Source organism: Vogesella lacus (genome assembly GCF_979366295.1).
Genome location: NZ_CEETQT010000007.1, coordinates 218,085 through 233,157, shown reverse-complemented (window position 1 = coordinate 233,157; position 15,073 = coordinate 218,085). Strand labels below are relative to the sequence as shown.

Sequence of the window (15,073 nt, the reverse complement as noted above, 5' to 3'; positions counted from 1 at the left end):
TTGGCACGCAAGTTCAAAGAAACCGAATCCGAAGATTCGTGTCACTTTCTCTTGCAGTGCAAGTATTTGGCTTCGCCAGATACTTACACCTATCGGTTATTTGGTCTGTTAAAGAGCGGTGCTGACTGCTTGTTTCGTTTGCGTCGTCAGCTGAGGAGGCGAACTATACCCACCCCGACCAACCTCGTCAACACCTCAAAACCAAAACAATCACACAAAGTGAACAAGTCGTTGATTATAAAGAACCCCACAAAGCAAAAAAGTTGGCCGCAATCGCTTGCGGCCAACTTTTTCTGACAATCAGGACTACTTACTCGCGCAAGCCTGGCGGCAGTGCAAAGGTAATTTTCTCCTCCACACCATCAAGCTCGCTCACCGACTCGATACCGAATGACTGGATACGCTCAATTACGGCTTGCACCAACACTTCCGGTGCACTGGCTCCCGCCGTGACGCCAATGCTGCTCTTGCCGACAAACCATTCCGGCTGCAGCAGACTGGCGTTATCGACCATATAGGCCTCAATACCACGCAGCGCGGCGACCTCACGCAAACGATTTGAGTTGGAGCTATTCGGCGAGCCGACGACGATGATCAGATCACACTGACCTGTCATCGCCTTGACCGCGTCCTGGCGATTCTGGGTGGCGTAGCAGATATCATCCTTCTTGGGACTATGAATCTGCGGGAAGCGCACCTTGAGCGCCTCGATAATTTCGCGCGTCTCATCAACCGACAGGGTTGTCTGGCTGACATAGGCAAGCTTGCTCTCATCCGGCAGCTGCAAAGTCGCCACATCAGCAACCGTTTCCACCAGGAACATGCCCGAGCCGACCTGCCCCATGGTGCCTTCAACCTCAGGATGGCCCTTGTGGCCGATCATGATGATGCTCATGCCGGCCTGATGCATACGCTTGACCTCGACGTGGACTTTGGTCACCAACGGACAGGTCGCATCATAGACCGTCAAGCCCATATCGGCCGCCTGCTGGCGAACCGACTGCGGTACGCCATGCGCCGAATAAATCAAGGTACTGCCTGCCGGCACATCAACCAGATCTTCGATAAAGATGGCCCCCTTGGCGCGCAGATTATCGACTACGAAGCGATTGTGAACGACTTCATGACGCACATAGATCGGCGCACCGTAGATTTCAAGCGCACGCTCGACGATGGCGATGGCACGATCGACACCAGCACAAAAACCACGCGGATTGGCCAGCATGATGGTTTTCGACATCGGTTTATCCTTTTACAAGAAAGGTTGGCCGCAGATGCGGCCAACCTTTGATTACAGCAAGCTGATTACTTTTGCGGATGGAGAATGCTGTCCACCACCATCAGGATCGCGCCGACCACGATAAAGCTGTCAGCAAGATTGAATGCCGGATAAAACCAGCTCTGATAGTAGTGCACCTGGATAAAGTCGATGACGTGACCATGAATCAGACGGTCAATCACATTACCCAGAGCGCCCCCTATGATGAAGCTGGCAGCCAGGCACATCAGTCGGGTGAACTGCTGACGCAAAATCCCCCATCCCAGCCAGCCACTGACCGCAAACGCGAGGCCCGTGAAGAAGTACTTCTGCCAGCCTCCGGCATCCGCCAGAAAACTGAAAGCTGCCCCAGGATTGAACAGCAAGGTAAAACCGAAATACCCCGGAATCACCTCGCGTAACTCACCATAACGATAGCTCTCGTTAAAATGGATCTTGGTCAGCTGGTCGACCACGATGATGGCGATCGCCAGCAAGAACCATTTCAGACTGGCACGCAGCGCCATCACTGGCGCGGCCTTGATTGCATTATCAGGCGTGGACACGAGCCTCACCTTTGCCATCGATATTGTCGACGCAGCGACCACACACCGCACCATGACCGGCATGCGAGCCGACATCGGCACGATAGTGCCAGCAGCGATCACACTTGGCATGTGCCGACGGGCTGACCTGAATAGCAGTTTCGCTACCTTCCAGCACCGTGGCGCGCGATACGATCAGCACGAACTTGAGATCCTCACCCAGACTCAGCAGATGCTGATACAACTCGCCTTCAGCGGTGATATCCAGCTCGGCCTGCAGCGATGAGCCCAGCTGATCGGCACTGCGCAAGGCCTCGATCTGCTTGTTGACCTCGGCACGGAAGGCGCGAATCGCTTGCCACTTGGCGACCAGCGCTGCCTCGGCACCGACAGCCGGATTCGGGAACTCGTGCCAGACGTGATACAGCGGGGTTTCCTCATCACTGCCCAGCAACACTTCCCAAGCCTCGTCGGCGGTAAAGCACAACACAGGCGACAGCAGCAGCAGCAGGCTGCGACTGATGTGATACAGCGCAGTCTGCGCGCTGCGACGTGCGTGGCTGTCGGCCTTGGTGGTGTACAGCCTGTCTTTCAGGATGTCCAAGTAGAAAGCACCCAGATCTTCCGAGCAGTAATTCACGATTTCCTGCATCGCGTGATGGAAGGCATAACGCGGGTACAGATCACCGGTGATCTTTTCCTGCATTTCCTTGGCCATCATCAGCGCATAACGGTCGATCTCGCTCAGACGCTCGTAAGGCACGGCATGCTCCATCGGATCGAAGTCCGACAGATTGGCCAGCAGGAAGCGGATGGTATTGCGCAGACGGCGATAGCTTTCGGTCACACGCTTGAGGATTTCATCGGAAATCGCCAGCTCGCCAGAGTAGTCGGTAGACGCCACCCACAGACGCAAGATGTCGGCACCCAGGCTGTCGTTCACCTTCTGCGGCGCTACCACATTGCCCTTGGACTTGGACATCTTCAGGCCCTTGCCATCCACCACGAAACCGTGGGTCAGCAGCTGCTGATACGGTGCGCGACCAATCGTGGCGCAACCGGTCAACAGGGACGACTGGAACCAGCCGCGGTGCTGATCGGAGCCTTCCAGATACAGATCTGCCGGCCAAGCCAGCTCTGCGCGCTGCTTGAGCACGGCAAAATGGGTAGAGCCCGAGTCAAACCATACATCCAGTGTATCGGTCAGCTTGCGATAGTTGGCCGCATCTTCACCCAGCAATTCGGTCGCATCCAGGCTGAACCAGGCTTCGATACCTTGCCTCTCGATACGCAAGGCCACCTGCTCCAACAGCTCGGCAGAATTCGGATGCAGATCACCCGTCTCTTTGTGGATGAAGAAGGTCATCGGCACGCCCCAGTTGCGCTGACGCGATACGCACCAGTCAGGACGGTTACCGATCATCGCTTCCAGACGTGCACGCCCCCAAGCCGGGAAGAACTCGGTGCTGTCAACAGCCTGCATGGCACGCTCACGCAATACCTGACCATCGTTGCCCGCCTTGTCCATGCCGATAAACCACTGCGGCGTGGCACGGAAGATGATCGGCGTCTTGTGACGCCAGCAGTGCGGATAGCTGTGCAAGAGCTTGTCCTGATGCACCAGTGCACCACGTTCGATCAGCACTTCAATCACTTTCGGATTGGCTTCCCAGACGCTCAGACCGGCAAACAGCTCGGTAGTACTCTTGTAGCGACCATTGTCCGCCACCGGATTATCAACCGGGATACCGTATTGCTGGCCAACCTGGAAGTCTTCTAGACCGTGCGCCGGTGCGGTGTGCACCAGGCCGGTACCGGCATCGGTGGTCACATGATCACCACAGATCACCGGCACTTCACGGCTGTAGAACGGGTGGGCAAAACGGATCATCTCCAACGCCTCACCCTTTGCCTCACCCAGCACAGTCCAGTTTTCGACGCCATAGCGCTTCATGGTCGCTTCGACCAGATCCTTGGCCAACACCAGCTTGCCTTTCGGCGTATCCAGCAGCTGGTAATCCAGCTTGGCACTAACGGAGATCGCCTGGTTGGCAGGCAGCGTCCACGGCGTCGTTGTCCAGATCACCGCCATCGCACCATCAACGTTGGCCACAGCAAAAGCTGCGGCCAACTTGTCGGTATCCACCACACGGAAACCGACATCGATTGCCGGTGAAGTCTTGTCTTCGTATTCGACTTCCGCTTCGGCCAGTGCAGAGCCACACTCGATACACCAGTGCACTGGCTTCTCGCCCTTCATCAGGTAGCCGTTTTCAAAAATCGTGCCGAGGGTGCGCACAATGTCAGCCTCGGTCTTGAAATCCATGGTCAGGTAAGGATTATCCCAATCACCCAGTACGCCGAGACGGATAAAATCCTTTTTCTGACGAGCGATCTGCTCGTGAGCATACTCGCGGCACAGCTCGCGGAATTTGGCTGCCGGAATATCCTTGCCGTGCAACTTTTCCACCATCAGCTCGATAGGCAGACCGTGGCAATCCCAGCCCGGCACATACGGCGCATCAAAACCAGACAAGGTCTTGGAGCGGACGATAATGTCCTTCAGCACCTTGTTGACGGCATGACCAATGTGGATATCACCGTTGGCATACGGCGGGCCATCATGCAGGATGAACTTCGGACGACCGGCGGCCAGCTTGCGCAGCTTCTGATAACGTTGCTGTTCGTTCCAGCGCTTGAGCCAAGCCGGCTCACGCTTGGCCAGATCGCCACGCATAGGGAAGGCGGTATCCAGCAGGTTGACGGTTTTTCTGTAATCGATGCTCATGCCTGATCTCGTTGCAAACTGTTCAAATAGGTTCTGGCACTGGCAGCATCACGTTCGATCTGTGCCACCAGCAAATTCAAATCATCATAACGCGCTTCATCGCGCAGTTTTTTCAGGAAGTGCACACTAATACGCTGACCATACAAGTCGCCGGCGAAGTCGAAAAGGTGCACTTCCAGTTTGTAGTTCTGACTATCGGTTACAGTCGGGTTTTTACCCAGGCTCGCCACGCCACCCAAGCGGCCAACAGGCGTGTCGACCTCAACCACAAAGATCCCCTGCAGCGGCGGCAAACGATGCGGCAAATGCACATTAGCTGTCGGAAAACCGATAGTACGCCCCAACTTTTGGCCATGCATGACCTTGCCACTTAACTGATAAGGCCGGCCAAGCAGTCTTGCCGCAGCATCCAGATCGCCTGCGGCCAACCTTTCACGCACCAGCGTACTGGATGCCCGCTCCCCCGCAACCAGCACCGAGGGCATCGCCTCCACTACCATCTCGGCATTGGCAGACAGCAAAGAGAAATCACCCTTTCGATCAGCACCAAACTGGAAGTCATCACCAATCAGCAAGTAACGCACCTGCAACTGCTCAATCAGCACATCACGAATGAAATGCTCTGCGGGCAGCCGCGAGAAAACGTGATTGAAACGGTAAACAAATACGTAGTCGACCCTGGCTTCATCGGCCAGAAATTGCAGCTTGTCGCGCAGAATGGATAAGCGGGCCGGCACCTGCCCTTTGGCAAAAAATTCACGCGGGTGCGGCTCGAATGTCAGCAGCGCGGATGGCAAGCCACGCGCCGCAGCCTCATGCCTCAACTTGGACAGCATTTTCTGATGCCCCAGATGGACACCGTCAAAATTGCCGATAGTCAGGGCACAGGGCGGAAGTTCATATCGCCTCGGGTCTCCCAGAAACGCTCGCATGGGCTAAGGTGCTCTTTCCATGATCAAACTTCGATTGTAACCAGCAAGCGAAATCGCGGCCAGCCCACTGACAAAAGAAAAGCCCCGGCTTGGCCGGGGCTTTCATCAGGCGATCCCGGACGGGATTACTTGACAGTCACTTCCTTGGCGGACTCTACAGTCACTTCGAAGCGACGATCGCCTTCCAGGCAAGCAATCTTGTCTGCGCGCTTGGCGATCTTCTGGCACTGTTCGGTCAGCTTGGCTTCGGACTCACCCTTGCCGTAAGCAGAAACTTTCTCTGCCGGAATACCGCCAGCTACCAGGTAGTCTTTCACAGCATTGGCACGACGCTCGGACAGACGCTGGTTGTAATCAGCAGAGCCCATGTAGTCGGTGTGGCCAACGATGGTAACGGCCTTCAGGTACTTGTCGCCCTTCAGGTCAGCAACCAGGCTATCCAGTGCAGCGTTACCGCTGGTGATAACGGTCTTGTCGAACGCAAACAGGCCAGCAGCAGACAGGCTGAAAGAGCGAATTTCGGACTTGACTGGAGCAGGAGCAACTGGCGCAACCGGAGCTACAGGTGCAACCGGCTTGGCAGCTTCGCGATCGCCACACTCAACCAGACCATCACGAGCCTGATTGTAAGTTGTCGGCAACTTCCAGCACTCGCCGTAGGCATTCTTCACTACATTGCGAACGTGACCATCAACTGCATAGCCTTGGTTAGCAAAAGCAGCACCAGAAACCAGCATTGCAGCAAGCAGAGCACTCAGTTTGACCGATTTTTTCATGGCAAAATCCTTATTTGTGAATGAATCCATCTCGAAGCTGAATCTACAGGAAGCTTTAAATGTCAATAAATCAACTGACAAAAAGCAACCAACAGCATAAGACAGTTGCAGAAACTATAGGCAACGCATCACTACAATGTCAACTTAAACAAACACATAAAAGACAAAAAAGGCAACATGGCAAATTACTTTTCTATCGAAAAAAGTATTTTCCAGTTGCCTTCCTGCAACAAATCAACCTGCTGCGCGACGCTTGAACAAAGGCTCCGGTTGCAACGCAGTTACCTGATATTGCTCGCTGAAATCGAACAGACCTGCCAAGGCATTTTCAGCGGAACGATCGGCACGAACTGCAAATGCAGTAAACCCTACCTGGGCCAGATAAGCCAATTGATCACGCTGGACATCGCCAATCGCGCGCAACTCACCTTGATAACCATAGCGCTCGCGCAACAATCTTGCCAGACTATAACCACGACCATCGGTAAATGCAGGGAAGTCGATAGCGATCAGCTCGACACTAGCCAGACTGGATCGCAAGGCCTCGAGATCGCTATCCGGAGACAGCCACGGCGCACGGCGACCACCGGCCGGCAACTCACCAGCCAGATACAGCTCAAGCGGTACAATCAGGTCATCCGCCGCATTGAAGCTGTCTTCAGCGCTGCGTACCAGCACCCAAGTATCGTCCTGGCAAATTTCACGATTCTTAATGAGATTTTGCATATACGCGCTCCTTGAATGGATCCAAACCGATACGACGCACGGTCTCGATGAAGCGCTCGCCCTCCTGACGCTGCTCCACATACAGATTCATGATTTTTGCAAACGCCTCAGGCACGTCAGCCTGGGCAAACGACGGGCCAATCACCTTGCCGATGGCTGTGCCATTGCCCTGGCTGCCACCCAAAGTAATCTGGTACCACTCCTGACCGTTCTTATCTACGCCGAGGATGCCGATATTGCCGATGTGATGATGTCCACAGGCATTCATGCAACCGGAGAAGTTACAGTCAATCTCGCCAAGGTCAAACAGGTAATCCAGATCATCAAACTTGCGCTGGATCGCCTCGGCTACCGGAATCGAGCGCGCATTGGCCAGATCACAGAAATCGCCGCCCGGACAGCAGATGATGTCGGTCAGCAGGCCGATGTTTGGCGTAGCAAAACCATGCGCCTTGGCCAGTTGCCACAGTTCGTACAGATCAGCCTCTTTGATATCTGGCAGAATCACGTTCTGCTCATGCGAGAAGCGCAGCTCGCCAAAGCCGAAACGATCCGCCCAATCGGCGGCCACATCCAGCTGCGCATCAGTGATATCGCCAGGTGGCACACCGGTTTTCTTCAACGACAGCACTACCGAGCGATAGCCCGGCTTTTTATGGACACGGGTATTACGCGACACCCACTTGGCAAAAGCCGCATCGCTAGCTTGTGCTGCAGCGAAAGCTGCAGGGTTAGCCGCAAGCACTTCATAAGCCGGATCAGTAAAGAAACTGCTGAAATGCGCAATATCCTGATCACGCAGCGTCGCCGGGCCATCCTTGAGATGCGCCCATTCGTCTTCGACCTTGGCGGCAAAACCCTCTGCCGTCAGTGCCTGCACCAGAATCTTGATCCGTGCCTTGTACTTGTTGTCGCGACGGCCAAAGCGGTTGTAAACGCGCAAGATGGCATCGAGATAAGTCAGGATATGGCGCGCCGGCAGGAACTCGCGAATCACCTTGCCGACGATAGGCGTACGGCCAAGGCCGCCACCAACCCACACCTTGAAGCCGGTCTCGCCCGCTTCATTCTGCACCACATGCAGGCCGACATCGTGCACCTGGGTCGCCGCACGGTCATCGCGGCTACCGGAAACGGCAATCTTGAATTTACGCGGCAGATAGGCAAACTCGGGGTGCAGCGTACTCCACTGACGGATGATTTCGCAGTAGGCGCGGCCATCCAGCAATTCGTCGGCAGCGACACCGGCAAAGGCATCCGTGGTGGTATTGCGCACACAGTTGCCGGACGTCTGGATCGCGTGCATCTCGACTTCAGCCAACTCGTCCAGGATATCCGGCACGGTTTCCAGCGCAGGCCAGTTGAACTGGATGTTCTGACGCGTAGTGACGTGAGCATAGCCACGGTCGTACTTGCGGGCGATATGCGCGAGCTTGCGCACCTGGGTGCTGGAAACATGGCCATAAGGCACCGCCACACGCAACATCGGCGCATGACGCTGGATGTAGAGGCCATTCATCAGACGCAGCGGGCGGAACTCTTCTTCAGCCAGTTCACCAGCTAGGTAGCGACGGGTCTGGTCGCGGAACTGGTCAACGCGTTCGCGTACCAGTTTGTGATCTACAGCATCGTACTTGTACATGTATCGACTCGGTATAAGGTTGGCCGCAAGCTGGCGGCCAACGTTGACATTCTCAGTTCGGGCGCTTGAGCGGGCTGGCTTTCACATGCAGGCCGCACTCTTTCGATTCCGGATTCTCCCACCACCAGCGGCCGGCACGCACGTCTTCGCCAATGGTAATGGGGCGGGTACAGGGCGCACAGCCGATAGATGGCACACGCTTGTCGTGCAGGCTATTGTAAGGAATCTCGTTGGCGCGGATGTATTCCCACACTTCTTTTTCCGTCCACTCGATCAGCGGATTGAATTTCATCAGCCCGTTGTCGGCATCGTGCTCGCGATCGCCCAGATCCTGGCGCGTTGGCGACTGCTCGCGGCGCAAGCCGGTGATCCAGGCATCCAGCCCGCCCAGCGCGCGGCGTAGCGGCTCGATCTTGCGTACATGGCAACAGGACTTGCGTAGCTCCACGCTCTGATAAAAAGCGTTAATGCCGTGGCTGTTGACATAGTTTTCCAGCGCCGTGGCATCCGGATAGTAAACACGGATGCTGTGGCTTGGATAACGTTCGGCAGCCTGCTGCATCAGGGTGTAGGTTTCCACCGGCAGACGTCCGGTGTCCAGACTGAAAATGCCGATAGACAGATTGCGGCTGGCGATCAGGTGCATCAGCACCATGTCTTCGGCACCAAAACTGTTGGCAAGAGCTACATTGGGAAAATCGCGCGCGATCTCGTCGAGCAGCGCTTCGGTATGCGCGAGTTTGTCGGCAAAACTCATCGAACGCCTCCAGTGGGCAAGCGGATTGAGGTTTGCATGGTAGCGAAAGGCCTTAAAGCCGAAAAGAATATTGTGTTAGTATTTAATTACTTTAAGTTGTAAGGACACACCCATGAAACTGCAGCAGCTGCGCTATCTGGTCGAGGTCGCCAAACAAGGCTTGAATGTCTCCGAAGCAGCGGAAAAACTGCACACCTCGCAACCCGGCATCTCCAAACAGATTCGCCTGCTGGAGGACGAACTGGGCATCCAGGTGTTCATCCGCAATGGCAAACGCGTCGTCGCCGTTTCCGAACCCGGCAAGGAAGTGCTGCGGATTTCCGAGCGCATCCTGCGCGAGGCACAAAACCTCAAACGCGTAGGTGACGAGTTCTCTAAGGAATCCGAAGGTTCGCTGACCATCGCCACCACCCACACCCAGGCCCGCTACGCCCTGCCGGATGTGATCAGCGAGTTCGTGCGACGCTATCCCAAAGTCAGACTGTCGATCAAGCAAGGCAGCCCGACGCAGATCTGCGATATGGTGATCTCTGGCGAAGCCGACCTCGCCATCGCTACCGAAGGCGTCTCGCTTTACAAGGAGCTGGCCACTCTGCCCTGCTATGACTGGAACCGCAGCATTGTCGCGCCCAATGATCACCCGCTGCACCAGCTGGGGCGCACCATCACCCTGCAGGACATTGCCGAGCATCCGATCATCACCTACGACTTTGCCTTTGCCGGCCGCAGCAAGATCAACCAGGCCTTTGCCGATGCCGGCTGCAGCGCCAACGTCGTGCTGACCGCCATTGATACCGACGTAATCAAGACCTATGTGAAGCTAGGCCTGGGCATCGGCATTATCGCCAGCATGGCCTTCGAGCCCGAGCGCGACACCGGCCTGGCTGCCATTGACGCCAGCCACCTGTTCTCGCCCTCGACCACCAAAATCGGCATTCGCAAGGACGCCTATCTGCGCGGTTTTGCCTACACCTTCATCGAGCTGTTCGCGCCGCATCTCAAGCGCAAGGATGTCGATGCCGTGCTGCATCAGGGCGAAGAAGAGTAAATTTCGCCACCGCAGACCACACAAAGTAAAAGGTTGGCCGCAAACTTCAGCAGTTTGCGGCCAACCTTTTTTATCAGCTAGGCGTAAAGCTTACAGCGCTGCGCGCACCACACCCGCCAATCTGGCTACACCTTCCTCGATACGTTCGGTAGTCGCATGACTGAAGTTCAGGCGCAGGTGACCGATGCCCTCTTCCGGATTGGCGTAGAACGGCTCGCCCGGCATGAAGGCCACATTGTGCTGTTCCAGCGCAATCTTCAGCAGCGGACGGGTATCCACCGGCTTTTTCAGCTTCAGCCAGAAGAACAGGCCGCCTTTCGGGATTTCCCAATCAGCCAGATCAGCAAAATGGCGTTGCAGCGAGGCCTGCATCGCGTCGCGGCCAACCTTGTAATGCCGCTGCAAATCGGCAAGATGGGCGTCCATCTCGCCACTTTCCAGCCAGCGTGCATTGAACCACTGTCCCAGACGGTTGGTATGCAGATCAGACGCCTGTTTCAGGCGCAGGAAGTAAGGGTAAAGCTCGGGCGAAGCTACCAGATAGCCGATACGCAGACCCGGCGCCAGTGTCTTGGAGAAAGAACCACAGTAAACCCACTGGGCTGTCTTCAGATGCGTAACCAGCGGTCTCGGTGCAGCGCCATCATAGGCAAGGGCGCGGTAAGGATCGTCCTCGATCAGCACCATATTCGCGGCATCGATCACCCCGGCCAGTTGCTGACGCGTGTCTTCGCTGTAACAGGCACCAGACGGATTCTGGAAGGACGGAATCAGATAGCCGACACGCGCCTTGCTATGTTCGAGCGCATCCGCTAGCGAGGCAGCCGACAGTTGGCCATCCTGCTGCTGCACCGTGGTGATCTTGGCGCCAAACAGCTTGAACACCTGTAAGGCTGCCAGATAGGTCGGGCCTTCGGTAATCAGCGGCGTACCCGGATCGACAAACAGCTTGGCAGCCAGATCCAGCGCCTGCTGCGAACCGGACAGCACCAGCACCTGATCAGGCGACACCTGCATGCCGATCTTGGCCAGCTCGGCCGCAATGGCAGCGCGCAGCTCCGGCTCGCCTTCGCTGGTACCGTATTGGGCAATGTGCGGTGGTACCGCCGCAAAATCGAGCGCCGGCAGGCACTGGCTGGCCGGCAAACCGCCAGCAAAGGAAATCACTTCGGGACGTTGGGCGGCAGCAAGAATCTCTCTGATAAGGGAACCGGACAAGCGTTCGATGCGCTCTGAAAACATGTTACTCTCCACGGCAGACAGGTTATTATTTAGTCAAATTATTTGACCAAACTACCGCTTTCACGCTCCAACGTCAACCATGAATACCGAAGCCCACTCGCCAGTGTTGCGCGATGCCATGAAGGCCTTTTTTCACGCCTACATGGCCTTTACCGACAAGCCCGACGAAATACTGGCCAAGCGCGGCCTCGCTCGCGTGCATCACCGCATCCTGTTCTTTATCGCCCTGCAACCCGGCCTGTCGGTCAAGGACTTGCTCGCCCATCTGGACGTCACCAAACAGGCGATCAACATCCCGCTGCGCCAGCTGGTCGAAATGGGCCTGGTACGTACTGACACCGCCAGCCACGACAAGCGGGTGAAAGAACTGCGCCTGACGGAAGAGGGGCGCAAGCTCGAAGAAACCCTGCATCGCGAACAGGCCAGGCTGCTGCAACTGGCCTTTGATGCCGCTGGCGGCGATGCAACCAGCGGCTGGCTGAAGGTCAATGAGGCATTGAGCCGCTGACCCGGCCAACAACGGACACTACCGATAAACAATGGCCAGCCCAAAGTAACAGGCTGGCCATTTATTGATCCACATCTGGCTGATTCAGTCTTATGGATCAGCCAGATATAACGATCACTTGGAAGTCGGCGTCTGCCATACTTCGCCAAATGCGTTCTTGATTGGCTCACCACTAGACGTAATAACTGCGGCCATAGATACCGCTGAGAACAGTGCCAAGATAGAAGCCAGCGCCAATTTTTTCATCTTTCATCTCCCTAAGTTAAATTACCCCATTCAGATAGGGCAATGGATTATTTAACCGAAAAAGAATACCCACACAATCAAAATGGCTTAATTGTCAAAACGTGATCAACCCTTGTAGCAAACAAACTACACCAATTACCTGACACATAAGCATCAGCTTATCTTTTCGTAACGCACCGCCAGAATCTCGATTTCTTCCTCGCCATCCGGGCCGCGGAACAGCACCGTATCGCCCTCACGCGCCTTGATCAGCACGCGTGCAATCGGCGAGATCCAGCTGATGTGGCCGCGTGCCAGATCAATCTCGTCCACCCCGACTATGCTCAGGGTCTGCTCGTCGCCATTGCCACGCTGGATTTCGACTGTCGCCGAAAAGAACACTTGGTCGGTCTCTTCGCGCAACTCGGGGTCGACCACCTCGGCGATCTCCAGCCGCTTGGTCAGAAAGCGGATACGACGGTCTATCTCGCGCAGGCGGCGCTTGCCGTACAGATAATCACCGTTTTCCGAACGGTCACCATTACTGGCCGCCCAGTTCACCACCTGGGTCATGTGCGGACGCTCGGTCTTGACCAGCTGGTTCAGCTCCTCGCGCAGGCGATGCCAGCCGGCTGGCGTGATGTAATTCTTGGTCGATTTGGGCAGGCGCAGTTCGGCCGGCACATCGTCTTCGTGCTCGTCATCCTGCTCGCGGGTAAATGCCTTGCTCATGGCTGCTCTCGTGGCTGACACAACAAAAGAAAAAGCCTCCGGCGTGTGCCGGAGGCCTTGATTGTAGCGCTGTTGGCCGTGGCTGTTTAGCGCTGGGGCTTGCGGCTGCCCTTTTCCTGACCGGTAGCCGTCAGGCCGGCCCACTTCATTACCGCGGCCACTTCGGCTTCATTCAGCTCGTAGTACTGGCCACGCTTCAGGCGTGGAGGCAGACCGATATTGCCGAAACGCACGCGAATCAGGCGGCTGACAGTCAGACCGAAATGCTCGAACATGCGGCGAACTTCGCGGTTACGGCCTTCACGGATGATGACCTTGTACCAGCGGTTGGCACCTTCTTCGGCACCGCCTTGCTCGCTCACGTGCTGGAAATGCGCCTGGCCATCTTCCAGCATGATGCCGCTGGTCATTTCCTTCATCTGCTCGCGAGTCAGCTCACCCAGTACGCGTACTGCGTATTCGCGATCAAATTCGAAGCTCGGGTGCATCATGCGGTTGGCCAGCTCGCCACTGGTGGTCACCAGCAGCAGGCCGGAGGTATTCACGTCCAGACGGCCGATCGCCACCCAGCGGCTGGAGCGCGCCTGTGGCAGACGGTCGAATACCGTGATACGACCTTCCGGGTCGTCACGAGTCACGATCTCGCCTTCCTGCTTGTGATACATGATCACGCGCGGCAGGCGGTCAGCCCATTTCAGGCGGATCTGGTCACCCTTCACCGTCACGCGGTCGCGCGGGCCGACCTTGTCGCCCAGCGCGGCTTTCTTGCCGTTCACCAGCACGAGGCCGGCTTCGATCCATTCTTCCATCTCGCGACGCGAACCGACACCGGAGGCGGCTAGCGCTTTTTGCAGGCGCACGGCTTCGATATGGTCGATATCGACGCGAGTTTCACGCAGACGGGCAGAACGCTCCTGCACATCCTGACGCGGCGCGCGCAGCGCCAGCTTCTTGGCACGCTGCACCTTGTTGGCGGCACCGCGCTCGCGGCGGCCAACGGCGGCTTGTGGCTCTTCTACGCCAGGGATGGCGGCATTCTTGTTGCCAAAGCGGCGTTCATGCTGCAAGGCAGGGTTGGCCGCAGGCTGGGCGCGGCCTGCCGGCGCCGCACGGCCGGCTGCAGGGGCATTACGCGGGCTCAGGAAGTGGCCGGATGGCTTCTTGCCACCACCGGCACGACCCATATCGGGTTTACGGGCTTGGCCACTTTCCTGGCCACGGACACGGGCGACCGGCTGGCGCGCGTTGTTGCGTTGTCCTTTAGACATCATGATTCCTGTTCTGTAAGGGGGGGCGCCTCATCAACGAGGGGCAAATCGTCCGGGCCTGCGGCTTCTGCCTTGCTATCAGCAATCACCAAGGTCGACAGCTCGGCAAGCGGCGGCAAATCGCGCAGGCTGCTCAGGCTGAGGTCATCCAGAAACTTGCTGGTGGTGGCATACAGGCCGGGACGGCCGGGCACATCCTTGTGCCCGATGATTTCGATCCAGCCCCGCTCGAGCAGGGTCTGCATCACGCTGGTCGATACCGTAACACCACGAATGGCCTCGATATCGCCGCGCGTTACCGGCTGTTTATAGGCAATGATGGCCAGCGTTTCCATCACGGCCCGCGAGTAACGCGGCGGTTTTTCCGGATTGAGTCGTGCCAGGTAAGGCGTGAACTCGGCGCGCGCCCGAAAGCGCCAGCCTGAAGCCAGCTTCACCAGCTCTATACCACGGCCTTTCCAGCCTTTCTGGATCTCGTCCAGCAAGTCATTGATCAGCGCCGCACGCACGTCTTCGGTAAACAGCTTTTTCAGCTGATGCACCGACAGTGGCTCTTGCGCCGTCAGCAGCGCTGTCTCCAGCACGATTTTCAGATATTTGAGATCGGTGATGGTGGACATGCCGGC

The 15,073-nt window shown here is 56.7% G+C and carries 16 protein-coding genes; 3 read left to right on the top strand and 13 right to left on the bottom strand.

Annotated elements, in window-relative coordinates:
- A partial coding sequence (locus tag ACZ9W6_RS11145) for a hypothetical protein (RefSeq protein ID WP_465191211.1) occupies window positions 1-297 on the top strand: 297 nt, incomplete at its 5' end.
- Between the two features lie 13 nt (window positions 298-310).
- On the opposite strand, the gene ispH is transcribed toward ACZ9W6_RS11145, so the two are convergent.
- From ispH to ACZ9W6_RS11105, 8 genes are all read right to left on the bottom strand, one after another.
- Window positions 311-1,240, bottom strand: coding sequence for a 4-hydroxy-3-methylbut-2-enyl diphosphate reductase (gene ispH, locus ACZ9W6_RS11140; RefSeq protein ID WP_465191210.1), 930 nt, complete (start codon window positions 1,238-1,240; stop codon window positions 311-313).
- A 65-nt stretch (window positions 1,241-1,305) separates the two neighbouring features.
- Window positions 1,306-1,785 (bottom strand): signal peptidase II, encoded by a 480-nt coding sequence (lspA, locus tag ACZ9W6_RS11135; protein ID WP_465191221.1) that lies wholly within the window; start codon window positions 1,783-1,785, stop codon window positions 1,306-1,308.
- A 25-nt stretch (window positions 1,786-1,810) separates the two neighbouring features.
- Complete coding sequence (gene ileS, locus ACZ9W6_RS11130; RefSeq protein WP_465191209.1) at window positions 1,811-4,591, bottom strand: isoleucine--tRNA ligase; 2,781 nt, start codon at window positions 4,589-4,591, stop codon at window positions 1,811-1,813.
- Window positions 4,588-5,523 carry a bifunctional riboflavin kinase/FAD synthetase gene (locus tag ACZ9W6_RS11125; RefSeq protein WP_465191208.1) on the bottom strand — a complete coding sequence of 312 codons (936 nt, stop codon included), beginning with the start codon at window positions 5,521-5,523 and terminating at the stop codon, window positions 4,588-4,590. The genes ileS and ACZ9W6_RS11125 overlap by 4 nt, the downstream gene beginning before the upstream one ends.
- Window positions 5,524-5,648: 125 nt before the next feature.
- The gene (locus ACZ9W6_RS11120; RefSeq protein ID WP_465191207.1) at window positions 5,649-6,299 is read right to left on the bottom strand and encodes an OmpA family protein; all 651 of its coding nucleotides are present in this window, start codon (window positions 6,297-6,299) and stop codon (window positions 5,649-5,651) included.
- Window positions 6,300-6,533: 234 nt separating this feature from the next.
- On the bottom strand, window positions 6,534-7,025 hold the full coding sequence (locus tag ACZ9W6_RS11115; protein ID WP_465191206.1) for a DUF934 domain-containing protein: 492 nt from the start codon (window positions 7,023-7,025) through the stop codon (window positions 6,534-6,536).
- Window positions 7,009-8,667, bottom strand: coding sequence for a nitrite/sulfite reductase (locus tag ACZ9W6_RS11110; RefSeq protein WP_465191205.1), 1,659 nt, complete (start codon window positions 8,665-8,667; stop codon window positions 7,009-7,011). Before ACZ9W6_RS11110 ends, ACZ9W6_RS11115 begins: the two co-directional genes overlap by 17 nt.
- 52 nt (window positions 8,668-8,719) lie before the next feature.
- Window positions 8,720-9,424 carry a phosphoadenylyl-sulfate reductase gene (locus tag ACZ9W6_RS11105; protein ID WP_465191204.1) on the bottom strand — a complete coding sequence of 235 codons (705 nt, stop codon included), beginning with the start codon at window positions 9,422-9,424 and terminating at the stop codon, window positions 8,720-8,722.
- A gap of 112 nt (window positions 9,425-9,536) precedes the next feature.
- Here ACZ9W6_RS11105 and cysB point away from each other — a divergent pair, with 112 nt between their 5' ends.
- Entirely contained in the window at window positions 9,537-10,472 is a 936-nt protein-coding gene (cysB, locus tag ACZ9W6_RS11100; protein WP_465191203.1) for an HTH-type transcriptional regulator CysB, read from the top strand.
- Between the two features lie 90 nt (window positions 10,473-10,562).
- Here cysB and ACZ9W6_RS11095 read toward each other — a convergent pair whose 3' ends face one another.
- Window positions 10,563-11,714 carry an aminotransferase-like domain-containing protein gene (locus ACZ9W6_RS11095; RefSeq protein ID WP_465191202.1) on the bottom strand — a complete coding sequence of 384 codons (1,152 nt, stop codon included), beginning with the start codon at window positions 11,712-11,714 and terminating at the stop codon, window positions 10,563-10,565.
- Between the two features lie 79 nt (window positions 11,715-11,793).
- On the opposite strand from ACZ9W6_RS11095, the gene ACZ9W6_RS11090 reads away from it, so the two are divergent.
- Window positions 11,794-12,222: a MarR family winged helix-turn-helix transcriptional regulator gene (locus ACZ9W6_RS11090; RefSeq protein WP_465191201.1), complete on the top strand. Its 429-nt coding sequence runs from the start codon at window positions 11,794-11,796 to the stop codon at window positions 12,220-12,222.
- 114 nt (window positions 12,223-12,336) lie between these two features.
- Here the strand turns inward: ACZ9W6_RS11090 and ACZ9W6_RS11085 are convergent, their stop codons facing one another.
- The 4 genes from ACZ9W6_RS11085 to scpB all read right to left on the bottom strand — a co-directional run bounded on the left by ACZ9W6_RS11085 (window position 12,337) and on the right by scpB (window position 15,067).
- The gene (locus tag ACZ9W6_RS11085; RefSeq protein WP_465191200.1) at window positions 12,337-12,468 is read right to left on the bottom strand and encodes a hypothetical protein; all 132 of its coding nucleotides are present in this window, start codon (window positions 12,466-12,468) and stop codon (window positions 12,337-12,339) included.
- Window positions 12,469-12,621: 153 nt separating this feature from the next.
- Window positions 12,622-13,179, bottom strand: a complete 558-nt coding sequence (greB, locus tag ACZ9W6_RS11080) for a transcription elongation factor GreB (protein WP_465191199.1) — start codon at window positions 13,177-13,179, stop codon at window positions 12,622-12,624.
- Between the two features lie 86 nt (window positions 13,180-13,265).
- Complete coding sequence (locus ACZ9W6_RS11075; protein ID WP_465191198.1) at window positions 13,266-14,447, bottom strand: pseudouridine synthase; 1,182 nt, start codon at window positions 14,445-14,447, stop codon at window positions 13,266-13,268.
- The gene (gene scpB, locus ACZ9W6_RS11070) at window positions 14,447-15,067 is read right to left on the bottom strand and encodes an SMC-Scp complex subunit ScpB (protein ID WP_465191197.1); all 621 of its coding nucleotides are present in this window, start codon (window positions 15,065-15,067) and stop codon (window positions 14,447-14,449) included. Before scpB ends, ACZ9W6_RS11075 begins: the two co-directional genes overlap by 1 nt.
- Between the last annotated feature and the right edge of the window lie 6 nt (window positions 15,068-15,073).